The following is a 16,655-nucleotide window of genomic DNA, read 5'->3' as shown; positions in this document are numbered from 1 at the left end:
TTAGTTTCCAGCCTGGCCGCCGCGGGCGCGCTGCAGGTCGCCCAGCACCGCGCGCACCGAGACCGGCAGGCCCTTGAGTTCTTCGGGAACCGCCACCGCGCCCGCATGCTCCACCGGGTCCGGCACGGCCTGCTTGATGGCGGCGAGCGAGCTGCTGACCTTGTTGCCCAGCGCGGGGTAGCGCAGCAGAACAGGGATCAGCAGGCGGCGCAGGCGCTCGTTGGAAGTGACACGGGTGACCAGGCGCCTGGCCAGGCCCGGCCGGCGCAGGACCCGCAGCACGCTGCCTGCGCCACGCAGCGGGCGCGTGATCCTCCACGAGGTGCTGGCATGCGTGGCGACCAGCTGTTGTTCGAGACCGCGCGCCCATTCGGTGAGATGGTGGCCGCTCGCCTGCGATGCGGCCAGAGCACCGCTCACCGCACCCAGCTCGTGCTGGGCCACGAGCAGCGATTTCTCGGCTTCCAGGCGGCCTTGCTCCGACTGCGCCAGCCCGAGTTCGGCGGTGCGGCGGTCGTGTTCGGCCTGGCGCCGCGCCAGATCGGCTTCGCGCCGCTCCTGCTCGGCCATGCGGCGCTCTTGTTCGGCAGCGTCGGCGCGCACCAGGGCGTAATCGAGTTCCCTGCGCAGCGTCTCTGCCTGGCGCGCCTTCTCGTTCACTGCGGCCGATAGTTCGGCCGCATGGCGTTCGGAGTCATCCAGCGCGCGGCCGAGCTTCCTGGTGGAGGCCCAGGCCTTGTCGAGGTGGTGCGAGATGTAGTCGTCGAACACGTTCGGCTGGATGCCGAAATGCGGCAGCAGCTCGGGGTGTTCGTCGGCCACGTAATAGCGGTTCAGGCCATCGAACCACACGAAGCGGTAGCGCTGGCCCGTGACCAGGGCGTCCCAGGCCTCGTGCCTGGTTTCCCGGCTGTTGGGCAGCGTCGCCTCGATCACCAGGATCCACGGGCGCCAGCGCGCGAAGTCCATCCCCTTGATTACTTCGCCTTCGAAGCCTTCGACGTCGATCTTCAGGAAGTGAATGTCGCCTTTCACGTGCTCCGCGCACACCGAGGCCAGGGTGCGCACCGGCACCTTCATCTCGACGACTTCATGGCCTTCGGAACGGTGCAGCTCGGCGACGGACTGCTCCGGCGAAGCCCAGCCGCGTACCTGCGGGGTGTCGTACAGCGTCAGTTCGCCATTGGTGGCGCCGGCGGCGATCGCCAGGTTGACGTCGCGCGGGCGCTGCTCGGTGAAGGCCTGGTGGAACGAGGGCAGCGGCTCGATGCTGATGCCGCGCCAGCCGGCGTCGTAGAAGGCCTTGGTGACCGAATGCTCTTCCGGGTCGTTGGCGCCGACGTCGATGTAGAAGCCGTTCCTGACGTGGCCGAGCGCGCGCCACAGCAGCACGTCTTCGGAGTTCTGCGAATAGGAGATAAATGTCATGAGCGTTGGATGTCGATGGCCGGGTCGAGCCAGGCCGAGCCCTCGAAATGGGGGCGGCGCATGTTCATCACGGTGAACACCAGCGCCAGGTCGCGCCATTCGTAGTTGTTCACCAGGTGGGTCTCGGTGCTGACGATCGCCGTCGCGACCGAATAGGTGCCGGGGCCGAGGTTCATCGGGAAGGCGAAGCGGTACACCACTTCCTCGCCGGCCGCGACGTTATCGAGCGGCAGCTGCTTCAGGTGGGTATTGGTGCCGTACATTGGCTGGCCCAGGCGGTCCTTGATCATGTAGCCGAGCACCATGCGCGGGATCGGCGCATTGACCTTCACCTTCACTTCCAGAGTGACGGCGGCGCCCACGTCGACCACTTCGGCGCGCTGGCCGGTTTCGTCGAGCAGGGCGATGTCGCTGACCTTGGCTTCGCCGGTGCCGGAGATGGTCTGCACCTTGCCGTCGTCGAGCGCGTTGATGCGCACCGTTTCATTTTCGCGTTCCGCGATCATGGCGTTGTAGTAGTCCATGATCTCTTCCGGCCTGCCTTCTTTCGCCAGGCGGCCGCCGTCGAGCAAAATCGCGCGGTCGCACACCGACTGGATCGCCTGCTTGTCGTGCGAGACCAGCAGCAGGGTGGTGCCCTCCTTGCGGAACTGGCGGATGCGGTCGAAACTCTTGTGCTGGAAGTAGGCGTCGCCCACCGACAGCGCTTCGTCGACGATCAGGATGTCCGGCCGGCGCGCGGTGGCGACCGAGAAGGCCACGCGCATCTGCATGCCGCTCGAGTACACGCGCACCGGCTGGTCCATGTATTCGCCGATGCCGGCGAAGTCTTCGATCTGCGGCATCAGGGCGCTGATCTCGTCCACCGTCATGCCCAGCAACTGGCCGGCCATGTAGACGTTCTGGCGTCCGGTGAAGTCCGGATGGAAACCCATGCCCAGCTCGAGCAGGGCGGCCACGCGCCCCTCCATCCAGACCGCGCCCGTGGTCGGCTGGGTGGTGCCGGTGATGAGTTTCAGCAGCGTGCTTTTACCGGCGCCATTGATGCCGATCAGGCCCACGGCCTCGCCCGGCGCGACCTGGAAGCTGATGTCAGTGAGCACCCACTTGAGCTTGTGGCGCGGCCCGCGCAGCGGCAGCAGCCACTCGCCCAGGCGCGACCAGCGCGTCGGATATTGTTTGTAGGCCTTGCCCAGCTTGGAAACGACAATGCTGCCCATCAGAGTTCATCCACCATTTCGCCGGAGCGCTTGCGGAACAGGCGCAGGCCCAGGATGCACAGCAGCAACGCCAGCAAGGTCGCCGGGATCAGCGAATTCCAGTCGGGCAGGCGGCCTTCGACCAGGATCGCCTGGTGCGCCCGCACCACGGCCGCCATCGGGTTGTAGTCGAGGATGGGACGCGCTTCGAGCGGCAGGATCGAGGCCGGATAGACGATCGGCGTCAGCCAGAACCAGAACTGCATCGCGATGGTCACGAACTGGCCGACATCGCGGAAGAACACATTCAGGATGCCGCTCACCATGCCCAGGCCGATGGCCAGCAGGATCTGCAGCAGCAGCACCGGGATAATGGCGACGAACACCGCGCCCGGGAAGTTGCCCGAGGCGACCAGGTACACCAGGAACAGGCCGAAGATGACGCCAAAGTTGACCAGTGCGTTCATCACGACGATGATCGGCAGGCAAATGCGCGGGAAACTGATCTTCTTGATCAGGTTGGCCTGCTCGAGAAACATGTTCTGGCCGCGGGCGACGATCTCGGCGAACAGGCCCCAGGTCAGGATGCCGGCGCACAGGTAGATCGAATAGGCGGCGCCCGAATCGTTGCCGGGCAGCTTGGCACGCATGACCTCGGAAAAGATCACGGTGTACACGAGGATCATGGCGAGCGGGCTGAGCACCGACCAGACGGCGCCCAGCATCGCGTTCACGTATTTCGACTGGAATTCGCGCTTGACGCTGCCCAGCACGAAACCGCGGTAGGCCCACAGGCCGCGCAGCATCAGTGGCGAGATCATGGGGCGGCCTGCGCTGGCAGCGTCCCGGTGGGGTACGTCAATGTGATATGCATAAGGATGGGCAAAGCCGGATGAGCCGAAAATTATACTTCATCCAACTGCCCATCCGTTGTTACAGATGTAACATCTTGTCGCGAATCAACGAGGAATTGTAAGCTCGCTGCTCAGCTGCCAATGTTGGTGAAGATCCCGACCGCCATCTCTGCCCAGCAATACAGGAAACCCAGGCCGATCAGGCCGGCGGCGAGCAGGCGGCTTCGCGTGGTGCGGAACTTGCGCAGGGCGAAGGTCAGGACCAGGCCGGTGAACGCCAGCAGGATGCCGGCGGCGACGAAGTCGCTGAAGGTCCAGTTGACTTCCGAAGTGAACTGCATGGCGACGAGCGGGATCATCAGGATGGCGGCCGTCACCAGCGCCACGATGCGCAGGCTCTTGCCCAGGCCGGGTTTGACATCCATGCCACCATTGCCGGTCATCGTGCTCATGTCGTCTCCTTGAACAAAAAGTGTCATGACATGAATGTAGCACGCGGCTCGTGGGGTGGGCGGCTCCACCCGGCAATATGATGCGCTGACATGCTCTTGCCGCCCGCGCGTTCAATCGGCGGATGAACAAGCGCACGGGCGGCATCGCCCGGGTTTGAACGCGTGGGCGGCGTTTGTGGAAGGCGGATCACATTGTGCGGTGGAGCCGCCCACCCTACGACCCCTGCACCAGCTTTTGCAGCGCTTCCGGCTTCACGATGATCAGGCGGTGCGCATCCTTCTGCACGATCCCCTGCTGCGCCAGCGCCGTCAGGGCGCGCGTCACGGTCTCGCGGCTGGTGTTGATCATGTTGGCGATGTCCTGGTGGGTCGGCAGGTTCTCGACCACGGCCGGGGCACCCGGTTCGCCCTCCTTGTTCTTCTGCATTAGCACCAGGTAGGTGTAGATGCGCTTGGCAGTATTGTTGATGCTCAGCAGCGAACGGAATTCCGAGTCGCGCTGGATCTTTTGCGCCAGGTGCTTGAGCATGTGGGTCGCCACCGAAGGCGCGTGCGCGAACAGGTGCATCGCGGTCGCCGCCGGCAGGAAGGCCACCAGCGCTTCCGACATCGCCACCACCGAAGCCGAGCGGGTCGAATTGTTGATCAGCGCGATTTCGCCGAAGAAGTCGCCCGGCGCCAGCATGCGCAGGCCGATCGCGCGGCCGTCTTCGGTCACGTCGATCACCTGCAACTGGCCCGACAGCAGGAACATCAGGCCGTCGCCATGGCCGCCTTTTTGCAGCACGATGTCGCGCTTGCCGTACTGCCGGATCCGCAGGTCCTGCTTGACCCGGATGATCTCCTCGTCCGACAGCTCCGCCAGCAGTGGAATCTTGCGCAGGTGAATTTGCAACTGACGCTCTTCCGGCGCCGGTGCGGCATCGTTCACGGCGGCAGCCCTGCGGGCGGTGGCGGTCTTGGCGGGGACGGTCATGGGCTTCAGAAGAAAGTCACGTAGAGTTGGGCGCCGACGGCCGCGAAGGCGATGCCGCCCGCATTGGCCGCAATGTCGCGCCAGCAGAAGCGTCGATCCGGTACCAGTGACTGCAGGCACTCGATCAGCCAGCCTGCAACCAGCAGGCCCAGCAGCCAAAGCAGCGCCTCGGTACGGCCCTGGGCGACGCGCAGCGCCAGCGCCGCCAGCACGGCAAAACTGGCAAAGTGAAGAAATTTGTCGTTTGGCAATGGCGGTAGCCAGCGGTTCGGTACCAGGCATCCAACGCAAACGGCGGTCGCGGCCGTGCCCAGCAATACCATGTCTCCCACCACGATCAAATGTCCATTCCAATATTTCTGACAGCCGTGATTGTATACGGTCGAGCCTGCCAGCGGTGCGTTTGGGAGCGCCGTGTCACTCCTCTGGGGCGCGCCTGCAACGGAGCGTGGTCAGGCTGGCAAGCATTTATTTTGGCGGGTTGTGACTCATACCAGGGCTTGCTTGATTTGTATCTACTCTGTAGATACTTGTTGTCCTTCGAATTGGCTTGGGTATACAATGTATCTACATTGGAGGCATTGATATGGAACTTGCAATTCAAAAATGGGGCAATAGTGCGGCTGTTCGATTACCGGCTGCCCTGCTGGCGCAACTTGGCGTTGCCCCTGGAAATAAGCTGAGCGCTGAAATGCAGGAGGGGGCATTGGTGCTGCGCCCCGCCCGCAAGCAGTATTCACTGGCGGACCTGATGGCGCAGTGCGATATGAACGCGCCCGCTCCCGCTGGAGCGGCCGAGTGGGAAGGTGCCAAAGCGGTTGGTCAAGAAGTATGGTGAGGCGCACGACCTTCAATCGTGGGGACATCGTTCGTGTCAACCTCAACCCGACTGCGGGCCGTGAGCAGCAAGGGGATTTCCGTCCTGCCCTGGTGCTTTCTCCAGCCGCATTCAATCTCATGGGGGTAGCGCTGGTAGCCCCGATTACCCAGGGTGGCGACTTCGCACGGTATGCAGGTTTTGCGGTGCCCCTCAGCGGGGCGGGCACGGAAACGCAAGGGGTCGCACTCGTGAACATGGTCCGCACCCTGGATCTGGTGGCCCGGGGCGCGAAAAAGGTCGAGACGGCTCCCGACTTCGTCGTCGAAGACGCTCTTGCGAGGCTGCGCGCTATTCTGGAGTGACAGCATGCGTCACGCCGCTGGCCTATTTATCTTGTAGTCTGCTCCGTCACCGCTTGCGGCTGACCAAGCGGACGCCGTAACCACTTGCGCGCAGCCCGCAGCGCAGGCTGCTCCACCAGGTGCCAGCTGAGCATGGCCAGCGGCAGCACCACGGCCAGCGTCGCCAGGCTCAAGCCCACTGGTCCCACCGGCGGCAAGACCTCGCGCAGCATGATGATGACCGGCCAGTGCCAGATATAGATGCCATACGAGTAGTCGTGGCGCTGCACGTGCGCCGCCCATGGCAGGGTGTGCGACCCGACGCACATGGCCAGCGTCACCGCCACCAGCGCGATGCCGAACCAGGTCAGCGGGCTCGGGGTGAGGGCGCTCGAGCGGGTCCAGTTGAGCAGCAGCAGGGCCAGCGCGCAGGCGACGTGGCGCCAGCCGATGCGCAGGTCGGGCGCCCAGGTCTGCAGCAGCATCCCGACCAGGAACAGCGACCACATCCGCACTTCCCACACGTAGCCGCTGGCCACCTGCGGGAACAGGTTGGCGCCCAGCAGCAGGAACAGCGCGGCGCCGCGCATCCAGCTGCGCAGGGGAGTAGCGGCGGCCAGGCCGACCAGCGCCACCATCACGTACATGCGGCCTTCCCAGTACAGGGTCCACAGGGGGCCGTTCAGGTCCTGGCCGCCGAGCACGCCGGCGATGCGCAGTTCCTCGGCCGGGATGTTGTACACCAGCCCGTGCAGCACGGTGTTGCCGAAGATGAAGCGCCATGGTGCGGGATCGAGCAGGCCGCGCCAGCCGGGAGCGGAGAAGAACACCACCGCAATCAAGGTAGAGAGCAGCAGGCAGGCGAACAGGCCGGGCACGATGCGCGCCACCCGGCGCAGGGCGAAGCGGCCCAGGTGCGGGTCGCCCATCCAGCTGCGCGCGATGAACATGCCGCTGATGACGAAGAACACGCCAACCGCGAGCGCCCCGAGGTCGGTGTTCGGCGCCAGCAGCCGGGTCAGGGGATCGGCGTGCGGCGCGGCCCGGTTCATCATCCAGGTGTGGTAAACCACCACCAGCAGGGCGCATACCAGGCGTACCAGGTTAAAACCGTTGTCGTGCGAGCCGATCGCCGCCTCGAGCGAGCGTTGTTGTTTTTGATAAGCCATGTGTTGCGGGTTCACGGCAGCTGCCATTGCCAGCTGAGCTGCAACTGGCGGTTGTTGTACTGGAAAATCGAGATGTTTTCGCGGTTGCGCACTGCGCGCGCTTCGAGCACCACCGAGTGGCGCTTGTTGACCGCATAGCTGACGCTGCCGCGCAGCACTTGGGTGGCCTGTTCGCGCACCTCGTCGATGACGCCGGGCGAATAGGCCTGCTTGTTGTTCCAGGTCTGGCGCGAGTAGCCCAGTTCCGTGCCGATGCCGTACCCCAGGTGGCGGCGCAGCAACAGGTTGGCGAACGAGCCCTTGCGGTCGCCGCCCGGACGCTGGGCCAGCGCGTGGTCGTTCAGGTAGCCGAGCGTGGCGCTGGCGTAGGTGTCTGCGCCGCGCCACGACAGGTGGCCGCGCAGCTCCTGCGTGGTCGACTCGAAATTGGTCAGCGCCGGGAAGCTGTTGCGGGTAATGGCGCCCACCAGGTTGAACTGCACGCCCTGGGGCAGGCGCAGCGGCGGCACCACGCGCGCCTGCAGCTGGGCCTGGCGCTGGTAGAGCTGCCCGCCCAGTGTCACCAGGCCGAGGGTGCCGGTGGCGCGCAGGCGCCAGCGTCCCCAGCGGTAGGGCGCTTCCAGGCCCGTGAACAGCGAGCTGGTGTTGTACTGGTGCAGGCTGTCGTTGTGGCGCAGCTGGTATTGCACGAAACCGAGCACGCCGTTGGGCGTGACTTCGCGCATGGTTTCGCCCGCGAGCTGGGTGTACCCGTCGCTGCGCGGCTTGAAGTCGCCCGACAGTTCGTATTCCACCTGGCCATCGGGGGCGTCCACCACGTAGCGCGTGGTGCGGGCGCCCTGGTTGACGTTCTGGTCGAAGCCGCGGCTGGCCGTCACTACCGTACTGGAAAACACGTCCCAGCGCGAGCAGCCCTGCTCGCGCGTCTGCGCGATCAGTTCCAGCAGCGCCGGCGACGGATTGAAGCGTGTCTCGATGATCGCGAACAGGCGCTCGGCCTCGTCCGAATTGCCGAGCGCGCAGTGGGTGAGTGCCAGCTCGAGCCAGGCGCCGGCGTGGCTGGGCGATTGCTCGATCGCGCGGCGCAGTTCAGCCGTCGCGTCGCTGCGGCGGCCTTCCGCGATCGACTGCAGCGCCTGCAGGTACAGGTCTTCGCCGGGCGTGGCCTGGGCGCCGGTTTGGTCGCCAGCATGCGCGGCCGTGGCCAGAAGCAGGAAGGAAAGCGCGCACCAGGCGCGCAGCGATGCCAGTGTCATGAACTGCCTTTGACTGCAACCGGGCTCGCCGCCGCGCCCATGGCGCTGCGCGAGCGCGGGATGTCCGCCGGCGTGAACAGCGCGGTCGGCTTGCCCTTGCCGCGCAGGCGCCGCTCGCCCAGCGCGATGAATTCGTGGCGCAGCGCGCGTTCGACGGTGCCGGCCCCGACGATCACGTCGTGCGGGAAGTCGCGCGCCGCCTGCTCCAGGCGCGAGGCCGTGTTCACGCTGTCGCCGACCGCGGTGTAGATGCTGCGGAAGGAGGTGCCGAAGTCGCCGGCCACCGCCGGGCCGCTTTCGATGCCGATGCGCACCCGCAGCGGCGGGTGCCCGAGCGCCTCGCGCAGGCGCGACAGCGCGTCGACGCGCTCGACGATGGCGCGGGCCGCATCCAGCGCCAGGTCGGCATGCTGCTCGATCGGCAGCGGCGCGCCCCAGAACGCCACCAGCCCGTCGCCGGTGTACTTGTCGAGGGTGCCGCCGCCATTGATCACCGGTTCGGTCAGGCAGTCGAGGAAGTCGCGCGTCAGGCGCGCCGATTCTTCCATCGACAGCGACTCGACCTGGGTGGTGTAGCCCTCCATGTCGGCGATCAGGGTGGTGACGTCGAGCAGGCGCGGCGCCAGCGGGTCGGCCAGGTCGCTGCGCAGCAGTTCGCGCACCACCGAGGGCGCCACGTACTGTTGCAGGGTCCCGAGCAGGTGGCGCGAGCGGCGCTGCGCCAGCTGCCACTGGTAGGGCACGGCCACCGCCAGCAGGAACAGGTTGGTGGCGAGCGGCGCGGTGGTCGAGAACAGCGGGTCGTGCGGCGCAATGGCATAGGCGGCGCCAAGCCACAGCAGCGACACCACGCCCAGCAGCGCCACGCAGGCCCAGGCCGGCAGGCGCGGGAAGGCGAAGGTCGCGAGCAGTGCCGACAGCAGGGCGAAGGCGCAGGCGGCAAGGCGGCCCGGCCACGGGGATGGCGTGCTGCCTTCCTGGCGGTCGAGCAGGGCGGACAGGATCTCGGCCTGGACGCCCAGGCCCGGGCGCTTCGCCGCATGCGGCGTGGTGACACGGTCGCCCAGCCCGAGCGAGGACGAGCCGACCAGCACCAGCCGGCCTTTCGCGCTGGCCGGGTCGATGACTTCGTCCAGGATGTCGGCGGCGCTCACCAGGGTGAAAGCGTTCCAGTCGCGCTTGAACGGAATCCGCATGTGGTCGGCGTCCGGCATCGCCGGCGCGCGGCCGCCGCTGCAGCAATTCACCAGCGCCAGGGCGAGGGCCGGATAATCGCGTCCATCGAAGCGGGTAATCAGCGGCACGTGGCGCAGCACGCCGTCCTTGCCGGGCACGAAGCCCATGTTGCCGACGTGGCGGGCGCCGGCAAAACCGGCGTGGTTGGCGATGTAGCCGTCGGCCTCGCGGGCGCGCGGCGCCAGTTGCGGCAGCGCGCCGGCCGGCACGCCTTCGTGCAGGGGCTGGGGACGTTTTTTTTCGTAGTCGAAGTCGAAGACCTGCCCCAGTACCAGCGGTCCATGGGTGGCCAGCGCCTCGAGCCGCAGGTCGCCTTCGGCATCGCCCGCCTTCTCACGCACGATATCGAGCGCCACGCCGCGGGCCTCATAGCGGCCGAGCAGGATTTCCACCAGGTCGGCAATGCGGCTGCTCGACCATGGCCAGGGGCCGACTGCCGACAGGCTGGCTTCATCGATATCGACCACCAGGATCCGCGGCTCCGGTGCGGTCGAGGCGCGCCAGCGGATGAACTGGTCGCGCAGGATCTCGCTTCCGAAAGAGACGTTGCCGAAATGCGACACCTCTTGCGAGGGACCCCATTGCACCAGCACGGTCAGCAGCACCGCCACCGTGGCGATGACCGCGCGTGCGAACGCTGCATGTCCGCGTGGCGCCAGCCTGCGGTTGCTCATGGTGGAGGGGGAGTCTGCCACGCCTTGACGAATAATATATTAATCGGGGGAAACGAACAGTATAGCGCTAACGAGTTGCCGCGAGGGCAAGTGATACAAATTGTAAGCAGGGCGAATAGCGCATGAGTTTGCTCTAAAATGTGACGGTCATCACGGTAGGGAAACGCGCGGCTCCGGATAATAGCGCGAAAAGGGGAAATCCCGGGAGAAACTATGTTGCGTCAAATACTCATCATCAGCTCGTTTGCATGCGCCGCCGCCGCACACGGCGCCGAAGCCGGCAAGGTCATTTTCGCCGCCGGCGCGGCCCAGGTCGCCGACAAGGCCGGCGCCGAGGGCACGCCGGTGCAGGAAGGCGAGCTCCTGGTGACGGGCAAGGACGGCTTCATGTATGTGAAAACGATCGACAACGGCCTGTTCATCCTGCGCCCGAACACGAAGGCGAAGATCGTCTCCTACCGCGTCGACCAGAAGAATCCGGCCAACACCCGCATCAAGCTCGAACTCATCAGCGGCGTTGCGCGCAGCAAGTCGGGCGACGCCGTCAAGCTGGCGCGTCAGAATTTCCGCTTTAATACCCCAGTGGCGGCGATCGGCGTGCGCGGCACCGACTTTACTGTCTACACGGACCAGGAAACCTCGCGCGTCGCCGTGCTGACCGGCGGCGTGGTGGTGAGCGGTTTTGCCGGCGGCTGCAGCCCGGACGGCGTCGGCCCTTGCGAAGGCGCCGCCAGCCGCGAACTGTTCGCCGGCCAGCGGGGCCAGTTGCTGCAGGTCAAGCGCGGCGATACCGCGCCCCAGCTGCTGCAGTCTGGCACGACGGGTCCGGACCAGGTCTCGCCGCCGCGTACGGACGAGCCGGTGGCGGTCAAAACCGGCGGCAGCAGCGGCAGTAGCGCTGCTGCGCCGATCCTCGATGCGCGCAGGAGCGATGCGATCGACAAGCTGGTGAGCCAGTTGCCTGCCCAGCAGCCGCAACAGCCGCAGCCCCAGAATCCGCAGCCGCAGCCGCAGCCGCCGGTCGATCCGATCACGACGCCGCCGTTGCCGCCGCCGGTGGTGATCGGTCCGCAGCCGGAGCCGCAGCCGATCGATCCGCCGGTGGTGGTGGTGGAGCCGCCGCCCCTGCCCGAGCGTGCAATCCATTGGGGGCGTTGGGTAGCACTGGCAGGACAGCCGGCCAGCATCAGCCTGTCGGTGCCAAATGGTGCGAATGTCCTGCAAGGCGGGGACTATGCAGTCGTCCGCACGCCAGGCCGCGAATACCTGACGCCGGAACGTGGCAGTGCCAGTTTCGTCCTGAAAGACGGAGCAGCAACCATTCGCAACGACAATCAGATCGACGTGGTAACGACGGCGGCACTCAAGAATGGTCTGCTGACGTTTGATTTTGGAAAAGCCAGTTTTACGACCAGTTTCGATGTGGTCAATGGCAGTGAGGTCTTCAATATGATGGCGGACGGGCTCGTCGCGCGTGATGGCCGTTTCGGAAACTCGTCGAGCGACCGCTTTACGCGTGCGCAGACGAACAACATGGTTGTCAATGGCGTCTTGGGGAGCGAGAACGGTGGCACCGCTGCGTATCTGTTCGAGCGCCGCCTGGACGAGCAGCGCACGGTCAATGGCGTGACATGGTGGGGCGCGGCAAATAAGTAACAGGCTGGTAAGCTGCCGGCCGCGTTCTGACAGGAAGAGCCTCGGTAATCCGAGGCTCTTTTTTTTATCGCGTCATTTTAACGACAGCAGATTGTTTCAAGATGTAAGGCGAGCGCGGCAGTAAAAATCCCTGCATCGAGTCACTCCGCTATGCGTTCTGCATGGAAACGAAGTGAACACTAATTGGTGATCCGTCCTTTCCAAGCATACGATTATCGCCCGTGCATACGAATCACAATACGATCTTGCGCAAGATGGGCGCTTCTCTGATAATGACCGGCCACCAAAAGCGCGTGAAAAGCTACAACTTTGGGACAAAATTGTTAGTTCGTGTGATGACCATCACATCGGCAGCAGCGTTCCCTCTGTCATCATTCGCCCCGTTGGATTGCAGAAGTCCATAGCGCGACTGCAAATTTAAACCTTGACCGAAACTTAGGAGCATTACATGGGTATCTATACCGAAGCAGTACAAAAGCTGTACGTCGCCTACTTCAGCCGTCCTGCCGATTTCGGTGGTCTCGACTACTGGGAAAAAATCGTCACCGCCGCTAATGGCAACACCGCTGCAGTGTCGGCCGCTTTTGCTGCCTCGCAAGAATACAAGGACACTTACGCAGGTAAGTCGGCCTTCCAGATCATCAACACGATTTACAACAACTTGTTCAGCCGCGACGCTGAGCCGGCAGCTCTGCTGTTCTGGGGCAACGCCCTGAACACCAACGCTGTCACCATCGACAACGCTGTCACCACCATCGCTGCTGCCGCTCAGAACGCTGACGCGACCGCATACAAGAACAAGGTTGCTGCCGCTACCGCCTTCAGCGCCTCGCTGGACACCACCCCGGAAATCCTGGGCTACACCGGCACCAAAGCAAACGACGCCGCCAAAGTCTGGCTGTCGGGCGTGAGCACCGATGCAAGCCTGGCTGCTGCTACCGCACCGGCTGCCCTGGCAACCACCGTCAGCGCCGTGTCGCAGACCGGCCTGGCTGAAACCGGCACCACCCAGAACCTGACCGTCGGTATCGATACCCTGACCGGCACCGCCGGCAACGACACCTTCGTCGGCCTGGTCAACAAGTCGCTGGTTCCAGGCGTCGCTGACCTGACCACCCTGACCTCGCTGGACACCGTCAACGGCGGCACCGGCGCTGACACCCTGGTCATCAACGCGCTGACCGAGATCACTTCGGCACCGACTGTCACCCTGAACAGCATCGAAGCCGTCACCATCCGCGCAGCCGGCGCCGTCAATGCCGACATCAGCTCGTGGGCCGGCGTCGAGCAATTCAGCGTCACCGAAGCCACTGGCAATGTGAGCCTGGGTGCGAGCGCAACCACCAGCATCAGCGCCAGCCTGAAGGCCAACGGCACCTCGACCACCACCATTAACGGCGGCAAGGACGTGGTCGTCAAGGCAACCGACGTCAACGCTGCTACTCAGACCATCAGCGTCGGCGCCACCACCGCTGCCAAGGGCACCGTGAGCGTGGAATCGACCGGTGTCGCAGCTGTTGCTGCTGCCCCGATCACCATGGGCAACATCAGCGTCAAGGGCGGCACCACCATCAACGTGACCCAGAACGCCACGAGCAGCGTCGCTGGCCTGACCGTGGGCACCACCACCCATACCCAGGGCAACATCGCCATCACCGGCGATGCATCGACCACCACCGTCAACGTCAAGCAAACCGCCGCTGCCACCGCAGTTGCCGGTGTCGCAACCGTTGCAGCCGTGACCGAAACCGCAAGCGTGAAGTTCGCCGCTCTGGCCGCTGGCCAATCGTTCACCGCCGCCGGCCTGACCTTCACCGCCGCCAAAGCACTGACGGCAGCGGAAGTCGCCACCGCATTCTCGAACCTGATCAATGGTGTCCTGCCAGTCGCTGGCGATACCCAGGGCGCGGGCGTTGCCGCCAACGGCATCTACACCGGCGTGTTCACCGGCTGGACCAGCGGCGCCGCTTCCGGCGACACCGTGGTGTTCACCTCGACCGGCGAAGGCAACGTCGCTGACCTGGCCTTTACCGCCGGCTTCGTTGCTCCGGCTACCGCCGTAGCGACCGCAGCACCGACCGTCACGACCACCAACGGCGTTGCCGAAGCTGGCAAAGCTGCCGTGGCAGGCGTGGTCGCTGGTGTTGTGACCGTGGCTGACGCTGCTAGCTCGATCAAGACCGTGACCGTCGACTCCTACGGCACCGGTTCGGCCATCACCGGCGCATCGACCGTGCTGGAAACCCTGAACCTGTCGAATTCGAACGGCAGCTTCACCGTGGCTGACAGCGCCGCTACCCTGGCACTGAACCTGAGCAAGGTCGGTACCTCGACCGCAGCCGCAGCAATCACGATCACCACCGCTCCGACGACCCTGAACGTGAAGAGCACCGGCGCTAACGTCACCACCCTGACCGCTAGCACCACCGAGACCCTGAACGTCTCGGGCACCGGCACCCTGAGCACTGGTTCGGCTGGCCTGGGCGGTCTGAAGACCATCGCTGTCACCGAAACCGCTGGCCTGAACACCGGCACCGGCGTGCTGGCTGCAGTGACCTCGGTCACCACCACCGGCACCACCGGCACCGTTACCGTCGCTATCGACGGCGACATCGCTAGCTACACCGGCGGCGCCGGCGTCGACAGCCTGACCATCGACAACACCGCAACCACCGCCATCAGCAAGGCGATCAGCCTCGGCGCCGGCAACGACCGCCTGAACCTGAGCGGTCTCGACGCAGCCAAGCTGGGCGCTACCGGTGAAGTCGTGATGCAAGGCGGCGAAGGTACCGACACCATCGTGCTGAACGCTGCTGCTGCTGCTACCGCATCGCTGACCGCCGCATTCGAAGGCAAGTTCGAAGGCTTCGATCGCGTGGAAATCGGTGCCCTGAGCGCCAATGCAACCGTCAACCTGGACAACCTGGACTCGATCAACTATGTGATCTCGAAGGGTTCGGTTGCAGGCGTCGGTGCAGCTCCTGGCGTGCCAGCTACCGTTGTCACTCAAGGTGCCGCAGCAACCGCAGGTACCCAGGAAGCCGCAGCATTCACCTTCGCTGATCTCGCCGACACCACCGGCCTCACCATCGCTGGCATCACCGTGACTGCTACCGGCGGCGTTGCAACCGCAGCCGACATCGCAGCTGCATTCCGTACCGGCGTGACCGTTGGTAACGCAGCAGTTACCGGTACCCTGAACGCAGCCTACACCACGAGCGGCACCGGCACCGGTGCGACCTTCACCAGCGTTGCCGTCGGTAACCCGGGTGACCTGTCGGCAGCCGCAGTCGGCGCCGCAGCTGTCCCAGCTCCGGTCGTGACCCAAGGTACCGCAGCGACTCCGGCAGTCACCGAGTCGGCAAGCGTGACCTTCGCGGCACTGACCGCTGGCCAGAGCGTCACCGTGGCTGGCCGCACCGTGACCGCAGGCGCAGCAGGCGCTACCGCTGCTGACGTTGCAACTGCTTTCGCTGGCGGCACCACCACCGGCGGCGCAACCGTGTCGGGCACCCTGGCTGGCTACACCGCAGCTGCCGGCGCTGGCACCGCAGTGACGTTCACGAGCGGCACCGCTGCTACCAACGTGGCTGACCTGGTCCCAACCGTTGCCGGCCCGGCAGTGGCAGGTACCAACGTCCTGACCCTGGACAAGATGCTTGCTAACGCCACCGTCCAGCTGGACGCAGCAGGCGACGTCATCGTCAAGCTGGCTGATGTCACCGGCACCGCCGATGTCGTCAACCTGGTTGCCAATGCAAGCAGCGGCGTGAGCATCGGCAAGGCCACCGTGGCCGGCGTCGAGACCATCAACGTTACCGCGAACGACACCATCTCGACCGCACCTGTGTCGACCAACTCGCTGGCCCTGGCTGCTGACGCTGCCAAGACCATCAACGTGACCGGTGCTGGTAACCTGAATCTGACCCTGGACGCAGTCACCAAGGTGGTTACCCTGGTGGACGGCAGCGCCGCGACCGGCAAACTGTCGATCGCATCGTCGACCGCTGCTGACGCAGTTGCTGTCACCATCAAGGGCGGCGCAGCTGCCGACATGCTGACCGCGTCGGGCAACAAAGCCGACGTGCTGGAAGGCGGCGCAGGCGGCGACACCCTGGTTGCAGGCTCGGGCCTGGCAACGCTGACCGGCGGCGCTGGTAACGATCTGTTCCAGATCGGTACCGCTTCGGGCAACGTCAACAGCTACGCGACCGTCACCGACTTCGCAGCTGGCGACCTGGTGCAGTTCGTGGGCGCCAATGCCTTCACCTCGGCTAAGGTTTCGCTGGGTGAAACCGCGGTGTTCCAGGATTACGCCAACGCAGCAGTCAACGCGCTGAACGCTGGCCAGATCGGCTGGTTCACCTTCGGCGGCAACACCTACGTCGTCGCCGACATGGGTGTGGACAGTGCTAGCGGCTTCATCAACGGCCAAGACTTCATCGTCAAGCTGACCGGTACCGTTGACCTGACCAACGCATCGTTCAACGCCACCTACGGCACCATTGGCCTGGTCTAATCAATCAGGTAAAAGCCCTGCCTTCGGGCAGGTGCTTTAATTGAGCACTCAGCATCATTGTTGGATAAGGGGCGG

Annotated in this window: 13 protein-coding genes; 4 read left to right on the top strand and 9 right to left on the bottom strand. The window is 65.0% G+C overall.

Features of this window, described 5'->3' with window-relative positions; all coding sequences use genetic code 11:
- The 6 genes from AC56LU_RS23755 to AC56LU_RS23730 all read right to left on the bottom strand — a co-directional run bounded on the left by AC56LU_RS23755 (position 1) and on the right by AC56LU_RS23730 (position 5,232).
- Complete coding sequence (locus tag AC56LU_RS23755; RefSeq protein WP_497178068.1) at positions 1 to 1,428, bottom strand: FkbM family methyltransferase; 1,428 nt, start codon at positions 1,426 to 1,428, stop codon at positions 1 to 3.
- Complete coding sequence (locus AC56LU_RS23750) at positions 1,425 to 2,648, bottom strand: ABC transporter ATP-binding protein (protein WP_497178067.1); 1,224 nt, start codon at positions 2,646 to 2,648, stop codon at positions 1,425 to 1,427. The genes AC56LU_RS23755 and AC56LU_RS23750 overlap by 4 nt, the downstream gene beginning before the upstream one ends.
- Complete coding sequence (locus AC56LU_RS23745; protein WP_497178066.1) at positions 2,648 to 3,448, bottom strand: ABC transporter permease; 801 nt, start codon at positions 3,446 to 3,448, stop codon at positions 2,648 to 2,650. The genes AC56LU_RS23750 and AC56LU_RS23745 overlap by 1 nt, the downstream gene beginning before the upstream one ends.
- 164 nt (positions 3,449 to 3,612) lie before the next feature.
- A complete protein-coding gene (locus tag AC56LU_RS23740) occupies positions 3,613 to 3,933 on the bottom strand; it encodes a hypothetical protein (RefSeq protein ID WP_497178065.1) in 321 nt (106 codons plus the stop codon).
- 214 nt (positions 3,934 to 4,147) lie between these two features.
- Positions 4,148 to 4,909 (bottom strand): Crp/Fnr family transcriptional regulator, encoded by a 762-nt coding sequence (locus AC56LU_RS23735; RefSeq protein WP_497178064.1) that lies wholly within the window; start codon positions 4,907 to 4,909, stop codon positions 4,148 to 4,150.
- A 5-nt stretch (positions 4,910 to 4,914) separates the two neighbouring features.
- Entirely contained in the window at positions 4,915 to 5,232 is a 318-nt protein-coding gene (locus tag AC56LU_RS23730) for a VanZ family protein (protein WP_497178063.1), read from the bottom strand.
- A gap of 263 nt (positions 5,233 to 5,495) precedes the next feature.
- Here AC56LU_RS23730 and AC56LU_RS23725 point away from each other — a divergent pair, with 263 nt between their 5' ends.
- Both AC56LU_RS23725 and AC56LU_RS23720 read left to right on the top strand, forming a co-directional pair.
- A complete protein-coding gene (locus AC56LU_RS23725; RefSeq protein ID WP_497178062.1) occupies positions 5,496 to 5,747 on the top strand; it encodes an AbrB/MazE/SpoVT family DNA-binding domain-containing protein in 252 nt (83 codons plus the stop codon).
- On the top strand, positions 5,741 to 6,091 hold the full coding sequence (locus AC56LU_RS23720; protein WP_497178061.1) for a type II toxin-antitoxin system ChpB family toxin: 351 nt from the start codon (positions 5,741 to 5,743) through the stop codon (positions 6,089 to 6,091). Before AC56LU_RS23725 ends, AC56LU_RS23720 begins: the two co-directional genes overlap by 7 nt.
- A 26-nt stretch (positions 6,092 to 6,117) precedes the next feature.
- On the opposite strand, the gene AC56LU_RS23715 is transcribed toward AC56LU_RS23720, so the two are convergent.
- Genes AC56LU_RS23715 through AC56LU_RS23705 form a run of 3 tightly spaced genes read right to left on the bottom strand, consistent with a single transcriptional unit; the run spans position 6,118 to position 10,405 of the window.
- Positions 6,118 to 7,239 carry an acyltransferase family protein gene (locus tag AC56LU_RS23715; RefSeq protein WP_497178060.1) on the bottom strand — a complete coding sequence of 374 codons (1,122 nt, stop codon included), beginning with the start codon at positions 7,237 to 7,239 and terminating at the stop codon, positions 6,118 to 6,120.
- Positions 7,240 to 7,250: 11 nt separating this feature from the next.
- Positions 7,251 to 8,495 (bottom strand): tetratricopeptide repeat protein, encoded by a 1,245-nt coding sequence (locus tag AC56LU_RS23710; protein ID WP_497178059.1) that lies wholly within the window; start codon positions 8,493 to 8,495, stop codon positions 7,251 to 7,253.
- Complete coding sequence (locus tag AC56LU_RS23705) at positions 8,492 to 10,405, bottom strand: CHASE2 domain-containing protein (protein ID WP_497178058.1); 1,914 nt, start codon at positions 10,403 to 10,405, stop codon at positions 8,492 to 8,494. Before AC56LU_RS23705 ends, AC56LU_RS23710 begins: the two co-directional genes overlap by 4 nt.
- 213 nt (positions 10,406 to 10,618) lie before the next feature.
- On the opposite strand from AC56LU_RS23705, the gene AC56LU_RS23700 reads away from it, so the two are divergent.
- Together AC56LU_RS23700 and AC56LU_RS23695 are read left to right on the top strand one after the other, a co-directional pair.
- Positions 10,619 to 12,061 carry a FecR family protein gene (locus tag AC56LU_RS23700; RefSeq protein ID WP_497178057.1) on the top strand — a complete coding sequence of 481 codons (1,443 nt, stop codon included), beginning with the start codon at positions 10,619 to 10,621 and terminating at the stop codon, positions 12,059 to 12,061.
- A gap of 448 nt (positions 12,062 to 12,509) precedes the next feature.
- Positions 12,510 to 16,580, top strand: coding sequence for a beta strand repeat-containing protein (locus AC56LU_RS23695; protein WP_497178056.1), 4,071 nt, complete (start codon positions 12,510 to 12,512; stop codon positions 16,578 to 16,580).
- Positions 16,581 to 16,655 lie beyond the last annotated feature (75 nt).

It is taken from the genome of Telluria sp. PB2R4 (genome assembly GCF_059685695.1).
Note: the sequence above shows the minus strand (reverse complement) of the source record. Positions and strands in the feature narration are given on the sequence as shown.